The organism is Paenibacillus sp. Dod16, assembly GCF_049893405.1.
In the GTDB taxonomy this organism is placed as follows: Bacteria; Bacillota; Bacilli; order Paenibacillales; family Paenibacillaceae; genus Paenibacillus_AQ.
Window position 1 is genome coordinate 1 of record NZ_JBNDYG010000006.1, and the last position, 13,427, is coordinate 13,427.

A 13,427-nucleotide genomic window follows, 5' to 3' on the forward strand; every position below is an offset into this window, starting at 1 on the left:
TTGTTGTAAATAACAAAAAGAAAAGGATAGAGATTCAGATTTTTTCTGAAACCTCTATCCATTTTTATTTAGCTAATAAAATGTTTAAAGAAAAGGATAGAGATTCAGATTTTTTCTGAAACCTCTATCCATTTTTATTTAGCTAATAAAATGTTTAACATTATATACAATCACTTATTATTGTTAGCTTTAATGAACTTCCCCCAACTTTCAATAAAATAAATGGCTCCCTTTTTTTGATATGTTTTGGGGTCCCCGCAAAGTATTTGGAATAAGCATCGGAGCATAGGCTCCACTTTGTGGGGCATTTTGTTTTTGGGGTCCCCGCAAAGTATTTGGAATAAGCAATCGGAGCATAGGCTCCACTTTGTGGGGCATTTTGTATTGGGGTCCCCGCAAAGTATTTGGAATAAGCATCGGAGCATAGGCTCCACTTTGTGTGGTTCTATTTTATGGATGCACATGGGAATAGGGAGTCTGTCTGATTACGTTGTAAAAGGGTGCATATACGGATAGGGACTCTGTTGGCATTGCGAAAATTTGTTATATTAGGGATATGTATAAAGCGCTAAACGCAGGGTTTTAAGAGACCGGACAGGCAGTTCGGATAACGGAAGGGTGACGGGTGTGACGGAGAGAGCGGCATTGGCGGAGCAAGCGGTGATCCGGTGGTAACGGCGGGAGCAGGAAAGGTTGCGCTGATCACGGGCGCGTCGAGCGGGTTCGGACTGCTCATCAGCTTGGAGTTGGCAAAAGCGGGCTATGACGTGGCAGCGGGTCTGCGCAGGCCGGAGGCGGCTGCAGAGCTGATGACCCGAGCCGAACAAGCAGACGTTGTCGAGCGCATTCACGTATTCCAGCTGGATATATGCTTGGAGGAACAAGTCAAGGCTGCTGCTTGGGAGTTAGAGCAGAAGTTCGGCCGATTGGACGTGCTGGTGAACAACGCCGGCGAAGCGGTAGGCGGCATGGTGGAGGAAGTACCGCTCAGCGTCTGGCGCAAGCAGTTGGAGACGAATTTATTCGGGACCGTATCGGTAACGCAGCATATGCTCCCGCTGCTGCGCAAGACCGGACGATCCAAAATCATTCTCATGAGCAGCATTAGCGGCGTGGTCGGCTTTTGGTCCCTATGCGGCATCCAAATTTGCGCTGGAGGGGTTTGGTGAGAGCCTGTCCATGGAGTTGATGCCCTTTGGCATCGATGTCGTACTGATCCAGCCCGGTGCCTATGGCACGCCGATCTGGAATAAAAGTTTTGGGGAGCTTACGGTAAAGGAAGGATCACCCTACAGCGGTCTGCTGAAGGGCGTGCTGGACTATTCCGAGCGGACAGCCAGGGGAAGCGGGGATCCGCAGGAGGTAGCCAGGCTTGTGGCAAACATTGCGTCCATGTCCAAACCGAGGTTCCGCTATACGCTGCCCCGAGGTACGCGGCTGACCGCATGGATCAAGGGCGTGCTGCCGGATCGGCTGTTTCAGCGGATCGTTTATCGGATGCTGGACAGGCGTTAATCATTCATGCAGCGAATGATTCATGGCCTTAACTTGTCATGCGATGCTTGGTGAAGCTTGGTAAGGTGAATGGCGTTACCCTTTTCTGGTTGGGGACGGGTGTAGCAAACCAAGCAGCTCTCCCATCTTCACCTTGGAGCCGGGTTCCAGGTCACCGCGCGGAGTAAACGTGCCGTTCTCTGTCAGAAGCACGACGGTAGAGCCGAATTCAAAGTACGCGAGTTCATCGCCGATCTCGTATTTCTTCACGTTCTCGTCAGCATAACGGATGCTGCTCACGTTCATGGCTCCGACCTTCACGACGGCAACTTCGCCGAACTCATGCGCAATATAGGTAATGAGGCGCTCATTACGGCTGAGCACGTGCCGGATATGGGTCATCGCAAAATCGTTCACGGGGTAAACGCGTCCCTTTAGATGCTCGCTTTCCGCCTGAACACCGGTTACCGGGGAATGAATGCGATGATAGTCGGTTGGGCTTAAATACAATACAAATGCATAACCGTTGATGTAGTTTTCCATTCTCGGTGATTTGGCGAGCAGCTCGCTCAGGGTATAATCCTGTCCCTTGACGCTCAGAATGGTGCCGGCATTAACGGCGCACATCGCCGAAATCGTGGCATCGACGGGGCTTACCATGGCATCGGCGGTGTCGTCTATGGCGCGCAGGCCTATTTTTAACCGGCGGGAAAAGAATTCGTTCAGTGAGCGGTATTCGTGGATTTCTTTCTCCGCTTCATGCGCCGGGATTTGATAAATTCGTATGAATGCAGGTATTAGATGACGGCTCAGCCGGCTGTGGGAACAATGCCCCATGATTCGGGACAGCCACTTGCGGGAGGACAGCTCAGTCATCAGACGCAGCAATTGTTTAGCCATGTCATTCTCCTTTGTGCATAGGTGTCAGCAATAAACGTTGGTGGAAAAGCCAATCACTCTGATATTGACATAGAATGAGCTGGAAATCAATAAATAGCCATTTTTGAAAAAAGGTTCTTGCTAATTGGAGAACGAATGTGTATTTTAAGATTAACATGAAACCGAATAGGGAATACGGGGGCTTGAGTGAATCAGGCTGAGATTGCAGCTGCTATCCGCTGTTGACCGTTAATCTGAACTGGGTAATGCCAGCGTAGAGAATATCCGACCCTGCCTACATAGGGCCTATTTTTCCGTCTGCGCGTTTTCCAGACGGTTTTTTGTTGTGTTTATACAAAAATAGAGGTGGAGAGGGGAATGTGTGGTTATGGGAACATCTATGCAAGAGAAGTTGGGGGTTCAGCCCCGAAAAGGGCTGCGGTTAAGCGATATTTTGGTGACGGTGTTGGTATCGCTGGTGCTTGGCGTCATTTATCACTTCTGGGGTTCGGTTTACAATCTGTTAAAACCGCTGTTCTTTGAAGCGGATGAGTTGTTATACGGAATGTGGTTCGCTGCAGCCACGCTTGCTTACTTGCTAATCCGTAAGCCGGGAGTGGCCATCATTGCGGAAGTGGCGGCTGCCCACGTGGAAGTGCTGTTTGGCAGCGGCTGGGGATTGACTCTGCTGCTGTATGGCCTCATTCAAGGACTTGGGGCAGAATTGGTATTCGCGGCGTTCCGTTATCGGAGCACCTCGGCGTGGACGCTGGCGATTGCCGGAGCAGGCGCAGCCATCGGATCGATGATCATGGACTTCTATTACAGCTATACCGATGACCTGCAGACGTGGATGTTCCTGGCCAAATACGGTATGCGGGTACTCAGCGGTGCCGTCATTGCAGGCCTGCTCATGCTCTTGCTGGCCAAAGCCTTGGACCGCACGGGCGTCACATCCCTGCTGCGTCCTGCGTCGAAGAAGGATTACGAAGCACTGGATGATCCGCGCCATGTCTAATGCCACGGTTAGCCTGGTTCCGGCTCAGTCCGCTGAGATGGTTTCGGAACCGGCCGTGTATGTGGAGGGATTGCGTCTGAAGTATCCGGGCGAGGAGCGACTGATGTTCAAAGACCTCTCCTTCTCGGCTGTCCGCGGGGAGAAGGTGCTGCTGCTCGGTCCGAGCGGCTGCGGCAAATCCACGCTGCTGCAGGTGCTTAGCGGGATGATTCCCCGCGCAACGGAGGTGCCGATGAAATGCGAGTCGCAGCTGGTTCCGCGCTCTTGGGGGTATGTATTCCAAGATCCGGATACCCAGTTCTGCATGCCGTACGTGGATGAAGAGCTGGCTTTCGTACTGGAAAATCTAAGTGTCCCCCGCCATGAGATGAAGGAGCGGATGCAAGCGGCGCTCCGCGAGGTGGGGCTTGATCTTGAGGAGCTTCATATGCCGATCGGGCATTTGTCCCAAGGCATGAAGCAAAGGTTAGCGCTGGCTTCGGCTCTGCTGCTGGAGCCGGAGGTGCTGTTCCTTGACGAGCCATCTGCCTTGCTCGACCCGGAAGGAAGGGAGCAAATCTGGTCGGCGGTGAAGGCCGTATCGGAAGGGCGAACACTGATCATCGTGGAGCACCGGATCGAAGAAATGGCCAGATACGTGGATCGTGTCGTGCTGTTCAGCCCGGATGGCGTGATTCTGGGCGAAGGTCCTCCGGCAGCGATATTCGCAGAATTCGAGCGGGAACTCCAAGCCTATGGAATCTGGTATCCCGGCGTATGGGAAGATTATGCGCAGACCCGGGCGGGCAGAGAGTTGTTTGCTCCGGTCGATGCGCTTGGCGATGAGCGGGGTAATCTCCTGCATGAGGCTGCTCCGCCGTATGCTCAACGTGGGGAGTCTGTCATTCAACTGGCGAATTTCAGGGGAATGAGATGGGATAAACCGGTCATCACTCTCCCTTCGGCCGAGGTGTTTCCGGGACAATTCATTGCGGTGGTAGGGCCGAACGGAGCAGGCAAAAGCTCGCTGCTGCTCAGTTTGATGGGGCTGCTTCGCGCCGAAGGGACCTATATGCTCTGCGGGGAAGAGGTCATTCAGGGCAAACGCAGGAAGGTGCGGAAGAAGAGAGAGCAGCAGCTGCGCCAAATCGGATTCGTGTTTCAGAATCCGGAGCTTCAATTCCTGACGGAGCGCATCGGCGATGAGGTGGTTTACTCGCTGCTGGTGGATCATGTGCCGCCGGAGGAAGCGAAGGCGCAGGCCGAGCGCTGTCTTGAACGTTTTGGATTGAATGGCTTGGAGGCCAGGCATCCGTACCAGCTGTCGACAGGCCAAAAGCGCCGCTTGAGCGTGGCTACGGCCATGGCAAGACAGCCGTCCGTCCTGCTTCTGGATGAGCCGACCTTCGGACAGGATGCGCGGAATACATTCGCGATTCTGGAGATGTGCGAGAAGCTGCGTCGTGCGGGAACCGCCATTCTCATGGTGACGCATGAAATGGAGATCGCGCAGCGGGTCGCCACACATATATGGGAAATACGGGAGGGACAGCTGACCTCGAGCATGCCCTCCCCGCGCTGGTCTGGCGGGATTGCATCCGGGCAGACGGCTAATGGAGTAAACGGCTCTGCAGGCCCTCAAGGTACCTTAGCCGCGGCCGATCATCGCCTCACGGGGGTGAACGCATGAACATATGGAATCCCGTGCGGATCACTTGGCTGCACCGGGCGAATCCGGTGGTGAAGCTGGGTCTGATCTGTGCGCTGTTTTTCATGACGGTGTTAACCCATGATCTTGATTTTGTTTTGTATCAGGCGTTCATCTTTATGGTCTGTCTCGTGGTGCTCAGCGGGGTGAAGCCGTGGAAAATGCTGTTGTTCTTCATTCCGTTTCTGCTTGCCTTCATATCGTCCGCCTCTTCCATGATGCTGTTCGGTAAGGGAGAGACGATCTGGTGGGAGTGGGGGTTGTTCCGGGTATCGGAAGAAAGCTTCTACCGGGGGCTGCATTTGGGCTTTAAGGGAATTGCCTTTGCCTCGGAGGGGCTGCTGCTCGTGACCACAACGTCCTCGGTGGATTTATTCTACAGCCTGATGCAGAAGCTGCGGCTGGCGCCCAAGTATGCTTACAGCTTCATGGCTTCAATCCGGCTGCTGCCAATGGTATGGGAGGAATATGTGATTCGCCGCCAAGCCTTGAAGGTACGAGGAGTCCGCCCGATTCGCGGGATTCGCGGCATGGTGAACCGCGCAGGATTGTATATAGTGCCGCTGCTGGCACAGAGCATCCGCCGGGCCCATCGGGTGGCCGCCGCGATGGAGGCCAAGCAATTCGACGGCGATCAGGCGAAGTCCCGAACGTATTATTACCCGTCGCGTTATTCACGCTATGATCTTCTGGTTATCGGATTGCTTGCAGTTGCGGCCGCTTTCGCTTATGCCGCATCCGGATATTTTCCATGGTTCGGCATTGGCGACGTGCGGTTTGATTAAAGGGTTGGTGAAAGCAAAAAGAGTCTGCTTACGTTACGTAAGCGGGCTTTTTTTGTTATGAGATTTAAAGTTAAGCTAACTTCTTCCCCGTTATATTTAAAAAATCATGTCTGGATTTCATGCTGATCGAGGCGTTATAATACTGATGGTACCAGAATAGTATTTATGGTACCAGAAGGGGAGTTAGTTCACTTGCGCGAGCGAATATTGAATGAAACGATCCGCTTAATTCAGCGGCAAGGATTTACGTTTACGGTCAGTGATCTGGCCCGCGTCCTTGCCATTAGTAAACGGACGATCTATGAGCACTTCTCATCCAAGGAAGAGATTGTTGAACATATCATTGACGGGATGATCCGGCACATCCAGCAGCGCGAACGTGAAATTGCGGCGGATGCGGGGCTTACCGTTCTGGAGAAGATACACCAGATTCTAATCTGTCTGCCCCAGGAGATGGAGCAGATGGATTTGGGGATGCTGCCGGATCTGAAGCGCACGCATTATGCGCAATGGGAGAAGCTGGACACCTTTTTCCGAGAGGAATGGGGCATTGTCACCGAGCTGATGGAGCGGGGCATGGCCGAGGGAAGCATCAAACGGATTCATATGCCGCTGTTCATCGATCTGTATCTCGGATCGCTCCATCAGATTTACGATTCGAGGGCGACGGTGAAGCATCAATTGCCGCTGGGGGAGCTGCTGCAGTCCGTTATGGACATCTTGCTGTTCGGGATTGCTGCAGAGAAACGGGAGGAGTCTTGAGATTATGCATTGGTTCTATTTAAGTTTGGCTATTCTGTTTGAAGTGGCGGGGACGCTGAACATGAAGCTGTCGGAGGGGTTCAGCAAACCGCTGCCCAGCGTGCTGCTGGTGGTATTCTATATTTGCAGCTTGAGCTTCCTGACGCTGAGCTTGAAGCAGATTGAAATATCCGTGGCTTACGCGATCTGGTCGGGGCTTGGCATTATGATCATTACCGTAATCGGTTATATGTTCTTTGCGGAGCAGATTAATGGTCTGAAAATGTTCTCGATCCTGCTGATCATCGCAGGGGTCGTTCTGCTGAATCTATCCGGCAGCGCGCATGCGCAGGAACAACCGAAGACGCACCAGTCCGGTCACTAAGGGCGATAGAAGAAACCGGAATCTGCGGGAAGAGCCGTATTCGTGCGGCTCTAGTTCCGCCGCAATAATGTACTATGCCCCGCTTCGCCTCCAGCTCTATAATGACAAAGGAAATTCCTTTGTTAGGAGCTATCATCATGAACCTGTCTTCTTTTTTTATTTACTGCTTTATCGTGGCTTTCTCGCCGGGGCCATCCAACATCGTCATTTTGTCTTCGGTTCAGCATTCCGGCATGAAGAAGACCTTGCGCTACATTGCCGGAGCCTCTATCGCTTTTTTCTTATTAATTGCTGCTTCCGTGGTATTGGGCCAGCTGCTCTCTACAGGCATGCCAATCGTACTGCCAATTTTGCGGATCGTAGGCTGCCTGTTCATGCTGTATCTCACGTATCAGGTGTATACCATGGACGTATCCAAGTCCGGCACGAATCAAACGGCGTCCTTCACGTCCGGCTTTCTGATGCAGTTTCTCAATCCGAAGGTGGTATTGTTTACGTTGACGGTCATTCCGAGCTACGTCATGCCGTATTATACGGCAGGTCCTGTCATCTCGGCGTTTGTTGTCGCGGTATCGTTAATCGGGCTGTCCGCGTATATGACCTGGGCCGTGTGCGGTAGCCTTTTTCAAGGAATTATGCAAAAATATCGGAGAACGACCAACACGATCCTGGCTTTGTTTCTGCTGTACTCGGCAATCGTCGTATCCGGCATACCGGAGCTCATAAAGGGGTGATGGAAGATGGAGCAGTTTATCTATAAAAAAGCGGTGGGCATTACGGCGCTGTCCGCGAGCCTGACGGATTTCAAATATAAAAAGCATTATCACGAGGAGTATGCCCTCGGCGTCACGCTGCGCGGCATTCAGAAGTACTCGCTGGACGGCAGTCAGCAGGCTTCTTACCAAAGCGGGGTTATGCTGTTCCATCCGGAGCAGAATCATGATGGCTGGTCCCAGGAACGAACGGGCATCGATTATGTGATGATCTATATTCATCCGGAGTTATTTCTGGAATTGATTCAGAAAAAGGATATCGTCCGGTTCCAATCCCCGATTGTATATCACGCCGGGCTGCGGAAGAGCATTCTGGATGTGACGAGGTCGATCTTCACGGGTCAGCCGGAGGCAAGAAGCAGCGAGCTGCTGCTGGGTCTGGCAGGGCATTTTAACGAGAGTATTCTGAACCCGGATAGCCGGAAGGACAGCGTGTTTACACGGAAGGCCAAAGAAATGATGCAGGATCATCTGGATCATGTTCTCCGTCTCGACGAATTAAGCGGGGAGTTCGGGATGTCGAAGTATCAATTCATTCGTTACTTCAAAGCAAATACGGGGCTGTCGCCTTATCAGTATTATCTGAACTGCAAAGTGGAGCGAGCCAAGCATCTGATCGAGGACAGCCGGGATGTATACCAGGCCGTTACCCAGTGCGGCTTCACGGATCTCGCCCACTTGAACCGGCATTTCAAGAATGTGTACGGCACGACAGCGTTTGATTATATGTCCCATCTGGATAAGTGAGGCGGCAGGTGCCGATCATTCGCGCGATTTTTCAAGCCAGGCTTGGCATTTGTGAATAAACTCCGTTATAATGTGTATAGAATGTAAAAGGGACCGTGCGCGAACACGATCCCGGCGTACAACGTACCGCTATAAGAGCGGTCGGCTATAGGAAATCTGATCAGAAATAGACCGTGATCCTGACCAAGGGCGGTCTATTTCTTTTAAGATTATAGAATTTATAAGTTTTCAGCGAAGCTGAACTCATTCGATAATCGCAAGAAAAACGTCCTCTAAACGCGGTCTGTCTTCTGTGAATGTACGTCGATAGACGTTTTTTCTTATGGAACGAAAGTATTAACACCACCACGAAATCATTAGCGTCAATGTTTGGTATACTTCCATGGCATCACCTCCCATCCGGGGAGATTAGCCGACCGCCCTTATTAGCCGATATATTGTACTTCCCAAATTATAGCATACAAGCCCTGTGTTCAGGGGCTTTTTATGGTTGGATCGAGAGAGGTTTTGAAGCTTCTGTTAGCTGTGATCATGGTTCCACCGCGACATTATTGCGGTTTTACGCGTGCCGAACCGTCATTCGGTCTTATCGAAGGGAAAGGTAAACCGTTGGTCATTCGGCTCTCTGGTGTGAATAGGCAGGATGTACTGTATCGCCACCGTTCGTTGAAACTGTGAGCAGGGAGCCGGGACCGGATTTTGAGATAGGGCCAAGGGATGTTAATCTGTATGTGGAATCATTAGAAACTACTTAGGCTTTAGCCGGATGGAAGGAATCATTCGAATGGAATATATCTATGAATCAGCCCAGCGCAGCTACGAGGATTTCGCCAGCGGCCGGGTTCTGTATAATGCGCAGGGAACGACTTCGTTCCCTGTCAGACTAGCCAGCGAGATTGCGCAGCGGTGCTTTCAACTATTGGAGAAAAAAGGGGTACAGGGGCCGTATACCTTGTTCGACCCCTGCTGCGGCGGGGCGTATCTGTTGACGGTGGTTGGGCTGCTGCACGGGCAGCGCATTCATCGCGTGATCGGCTCTGACATTAACGCAGAGGTGCTCGGAATAGCCGCGAAAAACCTGTCGCTGCTCCGCGAAGAGGGGCTGGAACTACGCACCGAACAGTTGAAAGAACTATTGGCGTTGTATCAGAAGCCGTCTCACCAGGATGCGCTGCAAAGCGCTGGCCGATTGAGGGAGCTGTTAAGGTCCTCGCGTGTGGAAGAGACGGCTTGTTTTCAAGCTGATATAACCCAACCGGAGGAAAGCTTGGCCTCCTGCAAGGGAACCCATATCGTCATGACCGATCTCCCTTATGGTGACCTGGTTAGCTGGGGCGGCGGAAGCGATGAGCCGGTGAAGGATTTCTTTAACGGCATTCATTCCATCCTGGATCCTGGCCGCTCCGTGGTTGCGGTCATATCCGACAAAGGGCAAAAATTAAAGCATGACCGGTTTCAAAGGATTCAGCATATAAAGGTGGGCAAACGACAGGTAGCCATCTTTGAACCGCTTTGAACGGAGTAAAACAACGGAATATAGAAGGAACCTGCTGCCGTCCTTAGCTGCTAACCTCTTATCCAAGGGAGGCGTCGGCTTCCATAGCAACCCGCTTTTGACGTCATGTCAAGAGCGGTTTTTTTTTGCTAAGGAGGGAGTTAGCCATCTGGAATCCTCCACTCAAATAAGGAACGTATGTTCGATTATGATCTAAAAAAATATAGCATTTCTTGTGGAATGCCAGCTCGTAGATAGAACTCGTGTAAGGACTCGCCCGGTCCGGGAGCCAAACCCGCCGTCAATAGGGCAATGGCAAAACGGTTCGCTTGCCGCTCCAGTTTGCCCGGACTGAAATAGGAATGCTCCTCCAGAAAAAAGCGGTTGATACCCTTATGGAGCCGGTCATGCCCGAGCTCATGCGCGCATACGAAGCGCTGCCATGGCGACGGCAGCTGATTGTGGATGACGATGAATCTCCGCCTCAGCTTACGGAAATACAGCCCTTTGGTCGTTTGGCCTAAATCGGCGAATCGAATATGTATGCCCAAGGAAGTCGCAATTTCAAAAGGGCAGTTGGTATGATGTTTTTTGATCAGCTGACGGATTAAGGGTTGTAAATGATCATCCATGCCGGTTCACCTGCAATATTGGGATTGGTTGAATCGTTGTAATCGGTATGTATCTCCTTATCCATGTAGATTTATTTCTTGCGTTTGTTCATTTGCTTGGCTTCCCAGAACAGTCCGGTCAGAACGTCCTTGATGCGCTGTTTGTCCTCCTCGTTCAGCGGGACGCCGTCAAACATGAGCTCACCGTCATCCTCAAGCATTTTCTTGAAATCCCGTTTATCCCTGGAGGTTGCCCAAGCGGGTGCCGAGATATTCTCGTGCTTGGCAGCATCCTGCTGCAGATAACCTGCTTTATTCATCAGCTCTTCATAGGGAACTTCCAGTGCCTCTGCCATTTTGCGAAGTGTTTGCGGCTTGGGGATGCCCCTCAGCCCATTCTCGATCCGGGAGATTTGCGAACCGCTGATATCGGCGGCTTGGGCCAGCTGATTGATGCTCCAGCCTTTGTTCTCCCTCATCTCTTTCAAGTATGATCCAAATATGTGATCCACGTTCCGGCCACTCCTCACCATAGTCCATCTGAAACATCTACTTATAGTATAAACACATCCCTCACCTTTGCCAACAGGTAAAATAAAAGAGAGTATTATTGCCAAAAGGCAAGAATATGAAAGGTACGCTCCAAATTCTCGTGAATAGTTCACCCTTTTGAAGGTTTACGCGGGTCTCCAAATAGTGGTATATTAATGAAAAATACGAACAAAATACGAACACTTGAGGTGAGACTAACTTCTGCCAAATGGCAAAGCAAACCTCGACAATGACAATCAAAAAGGGAGTGTTTTTCGAATGAATCCATTTTTACCGGAATTGGATCGCAGAAAGACCCAAAGTGCTGTTGAAGCGATATTCGAGAAATATCGTATCTATAAAACCATTACATTCGAAGTCAGGGAGGCGAGCTTCACTGCATCCTACACGGAACGATTTCATGGACCGACCAACGTCACCTCGGACCAAACGGCATCGGTTGCCATATATAATGTAGATATGCCTGCGGCCAGGAAGCAGTATTGCGAGATCATCGAGTCAATCGTGGAACGGCTTGGCGAGAGGGAACAGACTTTGATTCGGGAACGTTATATGAAGCAAGACGACGTATTCGATTATAAGGTGTACAACCATATCCTCGAACCGCCGGTCAGCAAGGATACGTATACCAAGATACGCACCCGGGCCTTCTATAAACTGGCGCTGGCTTTAGCAGACAGGGGGCTGCTGAAGCTGCAAGAGTTGGAGAAGGCCGCAAAGAGTAAAATGAACTGATAATGCCGAGATGGATAATTAAACCGAGCCTAAACCGGAGGCCCTCAATGAGGCCCTCCGGTTTTTTCTATTTCAAGATGAAGATACCGCACCATGAGGCAGAACCTAAAATGAAATGGGGAAAACAGCAATAAATACGAACATAAGTTCGTACTATTTTCCGCCGACATTCCACTTTAAGTTCCGCATTATCCGTCCCATAAGACGTCAGCGCATCCGATTTAGGGGTGTAAGATTGTATTATCGGAAATGAAGTTAAACAGAGCATACCGAACACACACAGTGTAGATGTGAGCCGGCCTTATGAAGGACCGGTTTTTTGCTGCGGCCTTAGGCTTCGATTGCTTCATTTTCGATTCTCTATATATGAAGGAAAGGAGGGGGCCGTGTTGCGCAAGCATGTGAGCGCCGCAAGAAGCTGGCTATCCCATAACCGACCGGAAGCCACCCGGCCATCTGCGGAATGAGAGGGGCGGTCAAGCAGGCCATCCTAGATATCGTTCCCGAGCTTGAAGGCCGAATATATGACGTACATCCGCCGGATGGGGTTAGCGAGCCTTTTTATGGCGTCATGACGCTGGGAGAGGACGTTTGGAAATCTTCATGGGCAGGATACCGGCAGGTGGTGCGGTTGAAGCTGTATGCGGATCGTTCCGAATTGCTTCCGTTGGATCGCTGGGTGGAACTTCTAATCCCGGGACTACATCGCAAGCGGGTGATCGGAGCCGATGGGAATGCATTCAAGCTTCATTATTTGGGTGTGCCGGAAGCCGACAAGTTCGATTCTGTTTCAGGCAAAATGATCCGGATCATGCGATTCGGCGTCTATGTGCCCCAGGCATCCGGGACCGGTTCCACCGGACAACCCGACGAGTGGCTGCATACATTGACAGCCTGGACAGGAGAAGTACTGGGCGATCCATGGCGCATCTATCATACGGCATGGCCGGCGGGACGGGATGATCACGCCGTATTATGGCGGATGACGGGCTGCGAGACCAAGATGGCGGGAGCTTCGATGTTCGAGATTCGCAAAACCTTTACCGGGCATATTGCCGCTCTTGATTCCGCGGACGAGCAGCTTACGGCTGCAAGGCTGGTGGAGGAGCTTGGTACCCAGGTCCAGCTGATGCTGGATTCACAGAATCGCCGCTATTTATCCGTTGCGGAGATTTCCTCCGATATGCAGGCCGATCCCATTCTGGACGGGCAGTTGAAGCTGACTCTGGCGCAGCGGAAGATGCGTTCACCGGAGGAAGCTGCATTGATCAGACGCATTAATGTTCATCCAATTTTAAAGTGAGGTGGTCACAATGGCTGGAAAAAAAACACTCAAGACAGAAGCTCGCAGTATCAGCGCTCCGCGATATGCGCTAGATGAACTCGAAACGCACGCCAAGGAACTGTTTGAGGTTCGGGCGGAAGTGCTCGCGGGTGCCATGTATGGGGCAGACGGAGAGCTGTTCACGGTAACCGAAGTCAAAGAAAGAATCCAACAATTTATGAAAGCGAAGGTGGACTAATC

The 13,427-nt window shown here is 51.5% G+C and carries 15 protein-coding genes, 1 pseudogene and 1 riboswitch; of the genes and pseudogenes, 13 read left to right on the top strand and 3 right to left on the bottom strand.

Features of this window, described 5'->3' with window-relative positions:
- The first annotated feature begins 668 nt into the window (after nucleotides 1-668).
- Nucleotides 669-1,515: pseudogene (locus ACPV3A_RS07090) on the top strand (SDR family oxidoreductase).
- Between the two features lie 75 nt (nucleotides 1,516-1,590).
- On the opposite strand, the gene asd reads toward ACPV3A_RS07090, so the two are convergent.
- Complete coding sequence (gene asd, locus ACPV3A_RS07095; protein WP_071222436.1) at nucleotides 1,591-2,394, bottom strand: archaetidylserine decarboxylase; 804 nt, start codon at nucleotides 2,392-2,394, stop codon at nucleotides 1,591-1,593.
- A 164-nt stretch (nucleotides 2,395-2,558) separates the two neighbouring features.
- Nucleotides 2,559-2,671, top strand: a riboswitch (TPP riboswitch).
- 90 nt (nucleotides 2,672-2,761) lie between these two features.
- Between asd and ACPV3A_RS07100 the strand changes: the two genes are divergently transcribed.
- The 9 genes from ACPV3A_RS07100 (at nucleotide 2,762) to ACPV3A_RS07140 (ending at nucleotide 10,025) form a co-directional block, all read left to right on the top strand.
- A complete protein-coding gene (locus ACPV3A_RS07100; protein ID WP_071222437.1) occupies nucleotides 2,762-3,391 on the top strand; it encodes an ECF transporter S component in 630 nt (209 codons plus the stop codon).
- The gene (locus tag ACPV3A_RS07105) at nucleotides 3,384-5,060 is read left to right on the top strand and encodes an ABC transporter ATP-binding protein (RefSeq protein ID WP_426198572.1); all 1,677 of its coding nucleotides are present in this window, start codon (nucleotides 3,384-3,386) and stop codon (nucleotides 5,058-5,060) included. Before ACPV3A_RS07100 ends, ACPV3A_RS07105 begins: the two co-directional genes overlap by 8 nt.
- Complete coding sequence (locus ACPV3A_RS07110) at nucleotides 5,057-5,863, top strand: energy-coupling factor transporter transmembrane component T family protein (RefSeq protein ID WP_216530785.1); 807 nt, start codon at nucleotides 5,057-5,059, stop codon at nucleotides 5,861-5,863. The genes ACPV3A_RS07105 and ACPV3A_RS07110 overlap by 4 nt, the downstream gene beginning before the upstream one ends.
- A 192-nt stretch (nucleotides 5,864-6,055) precedes the next feature.
- Nucleotides 6,056-6,625 carry a TetR/AcrR family transcriptional regulator gene (locus ACPV3A_RS07115; RefSeq protein ID WP_194544511.1) on the top strand — a complete coding sequence of 190 codons (570 nt, stop codon included), beginning with the start codon at nucleotides 6,056-6,058 and terminating at the stop codon, nucleotides 6,623-6,625.
- Between the two features lie 4 nt (nucleotides 6,626-6,629).
- Nucleotides 6,630-6,989 carry a DMT family transporter gene (locus tag ACPV3A_RS07120; RefSeq protein WP_194544510.1) on the top strand — a complete coding sequence of 120 codons (360 nt, stop codon included), beginning with the start codon at nucleotides 6,630-6,632 and terminating at the stop codon, nucleotides 6,987-6,989.
- A 137-nt stretch (nucleotides 6,990-7,126) separates the two neighbouring features.
- A complete protein-coding gene (locus ACPV3A_RS07125) occupies nucleotides 7,127-7,723 on the top strand; it encodes a LysE family translocator (protein WP_426198575.1) in 597 nt (198 codons plus the stop codon).
- A 6-nt stretch (nucleotides 7,724-7,729) separates the two neighbouring features.
- Nucleotides 7,730-8,509, top strand: coding sequence for an AraC family transcriptional regulator (locus ACPV3A_RS07130; RefSeq protein ID WP_194544508.1), 780 nt, complete (start codon nucleotides 7,730-7,732; stop codon nucleotides 8,507-8,509).
- Between the two features lie 486 nt (nucleotides 8,510-8,995).
- Nucleotides 8,996-9,187 (top strand): hypothetical protein, encoded by a 192-nt coding sequence (locus tag ACPV3A_RS07135; protein WP_426198578.1) that lies wholly within the window; start codon nucleotides 8,996-8,998, stop codon nucleotides 9,185-9,187.
- Nucleotides 9,188-9,293: 106 nt separating this feature from the next.
- A complete protein-coding gene (locus tag ACPV3A_RS07140) occupies nucleotides 9,294-10,025 on the top strand; it encodes a hypothetical protein (RefSeq protein WP_194544507.1) in 732 nt (243 codons plus the stop codon).
- Nucleotides 10,026-10,210: 185 nt separating this feature from the next.
- On the opposite strand, the gene ACPV3A_RS07145 is transcribed toward ACPV3A_RS07140, so the two are convergent.
- Both ACPV3A_RS07145 and ACPV3A_RS07150 read right to left on the bottom strand, forming a co-directional pair.
- The gene (locus ACPV3A_RS07145; protein WP_426198580.1) at nucleotides 10,211-10,636 is read right to left on the bottom strand and encodes an ImmA/IrrE family metallo-endopeptidase; all 426 of its coding nucleotides are present in this window, start codon (nucleotides 10,634-10,636) and stop codon (nucleotides 10,211-10,213) included.
- A gap of 71 nt (nucleotides 10,637-10,707) precedes the next feature.
- A complete protein-coding gene (locus tag ACPV3A_RS07150; protein WP_071222446.1) occupies nucleotides 10,708-11,127 on the bottom strand; it encodes a transcriptional regulator in 420 nt (139 codons plus the stop codon).
- 298 nt (nucleotides 11,128-11,425) lie between these two features.
- Here ACPV3A_RS07150 and ACPV3A_RS07155 point away from each other — a divergent pair, with 298 nt between their 5' ends.
- The 3 genes from ACPV3A_RS07155 to ACPV3A_RS07165 all read left to right on the top strand — a co-directional run bounded on the left by ACPV3A_RS07155 (nucleotide 11,426) and on the right by ACPV3A_RS07165 (nucleotide 13,425).
- The gene (locus ACPV3A_RS07155; RefSeq protein ID WP_426198582.1) at nucleotides 11,426-11,902 is read left to right on the top strand and encodes an ArpU family phage packaging/lysis transcriptional regulator; all 477 of its coding nucleotides are present in this window, start codon (nucleotides 11,426-11,428) and stop codon (nucleotides 11,900-11,902) included.
- Nucleotides 11,903-12,365: 463 nt separating this feature from the next.
- Entirely contained in the window at nucleotides 12,366-13,205 is an 840-nt protein-coding gene (locus tag ACPV3A_RS07160) for a hypothetical protein (RefSeq protein WP_426198584.1), read from the top strand.
- A gap of 10 nt (nucleotides 13,206-13,215) precedes the next feature.
- Nucleotides 13,216-13,425, top strand: a complete 210-nt coding sequence (locus ACPV3A_RS07165) for a hypothetical protein (protein ID WP_426198586.1) — start codon at nucleotides 13,216-13,218, stop codon at nucleotides 13,423-13,425.
- The last annotated feature ends 2 nt before the right edge of the window (nucleotides 13,426-13,427 follow it).

Bases quoted from the DNA above. Each gene is read 5' to 3' on its own strand.
- ACPV3A_RS07160 (WP_426198584.1), top strand. From the start codon at position 12,366: ATGAGAGGGGCGGTCAAGCAGGCCATCCTAGATATCGTTCCCGAGCTT.
- ACPV3A_RS07100 (WP_071222437.1), top strand. From the start codon at position 2,762: ATGGGAACATCTATGCAAGAGAAGTTGGGGGTTCAGCCCCGAAAAGGG.
- ACPV3A_RS07135 (WP_426198578.1), top strand. From the start codon at position 8,996: ATGGTTGGATCGAGAGAGGTTTTGAAGCTTCTGTTAGCTGTGATCATG.
- ACPV3A_RS07130 (WP_194544508.1), top strand. From the start codon at position 7,730: ATGGAGCAGTTTATCTATAAAAAAGCGGTGGGCATTACGGCGCTGTCC.
- asd (WP_071222436.1), bottom strand. From the start codon at position 2,394: ATGGCTAAACAATTGCTGCGTCTGATGACTGAGCTGTCCTCCCGCAAG.
- ACPV3A_RS07165 (WP_426198586.1), top strand. From the start codon at position 13,216: ATGGCTGGAAAAAAAACACTCAAGACAGAAGCTCGCAGTATCAGCGCT.
- ACPV3A_RS07145 (WP_426198580.1), bottom strand. From the start codon at position 10,636: ATGGATGATCATTTACAACCCTTAATCCGTCAGCTGATCAAAAAACAT.
- ACPV3A_RS07110 (WP_216530785.1), top strand. From the start codon at position 5,057: ATGAACATATGGAATCCCGTGCGGATCACTTGGCTGCACCGGGCGAAT.
- ACPV3A_RS07120 (WP_194544510.1), top strand. From the start codon at position 6,630: ATGCATTGGTTCTATTTAAGTTTGGCTATTCTGTTTGAAGTGGCGGGG.
- ACPV3A_RS07125 (WP_426198575.1), top strand. From the start codon at position 7,127: ATGAACCTGTCTTCTTTTTTTATTTACTGCTTTATCGTGGCTTTCTCG.
- ACPV3A_RS07140 (WP_194544507.1), top strand. From the start codon at position 9,294: ATGGAATATATCTATGAATCAGCCCAGCGCAGCTACGAGGATTTCGCC.
- ACPV3A_RS07105 (WP_426198572.1), top strand. From the start codon at position 3,384: ATGTCTAATGCCACGGTTAGCCTGGTTCCGGCTCAGTCCGCTGAGATG.
- ACPV3A_RS07155 (WP_426198582.1), top strand. From the start codon at position 11,426: ATGAATCCATTTTTACCGGAATTGGATCGCAGAAAGACCCAAAGTGCT.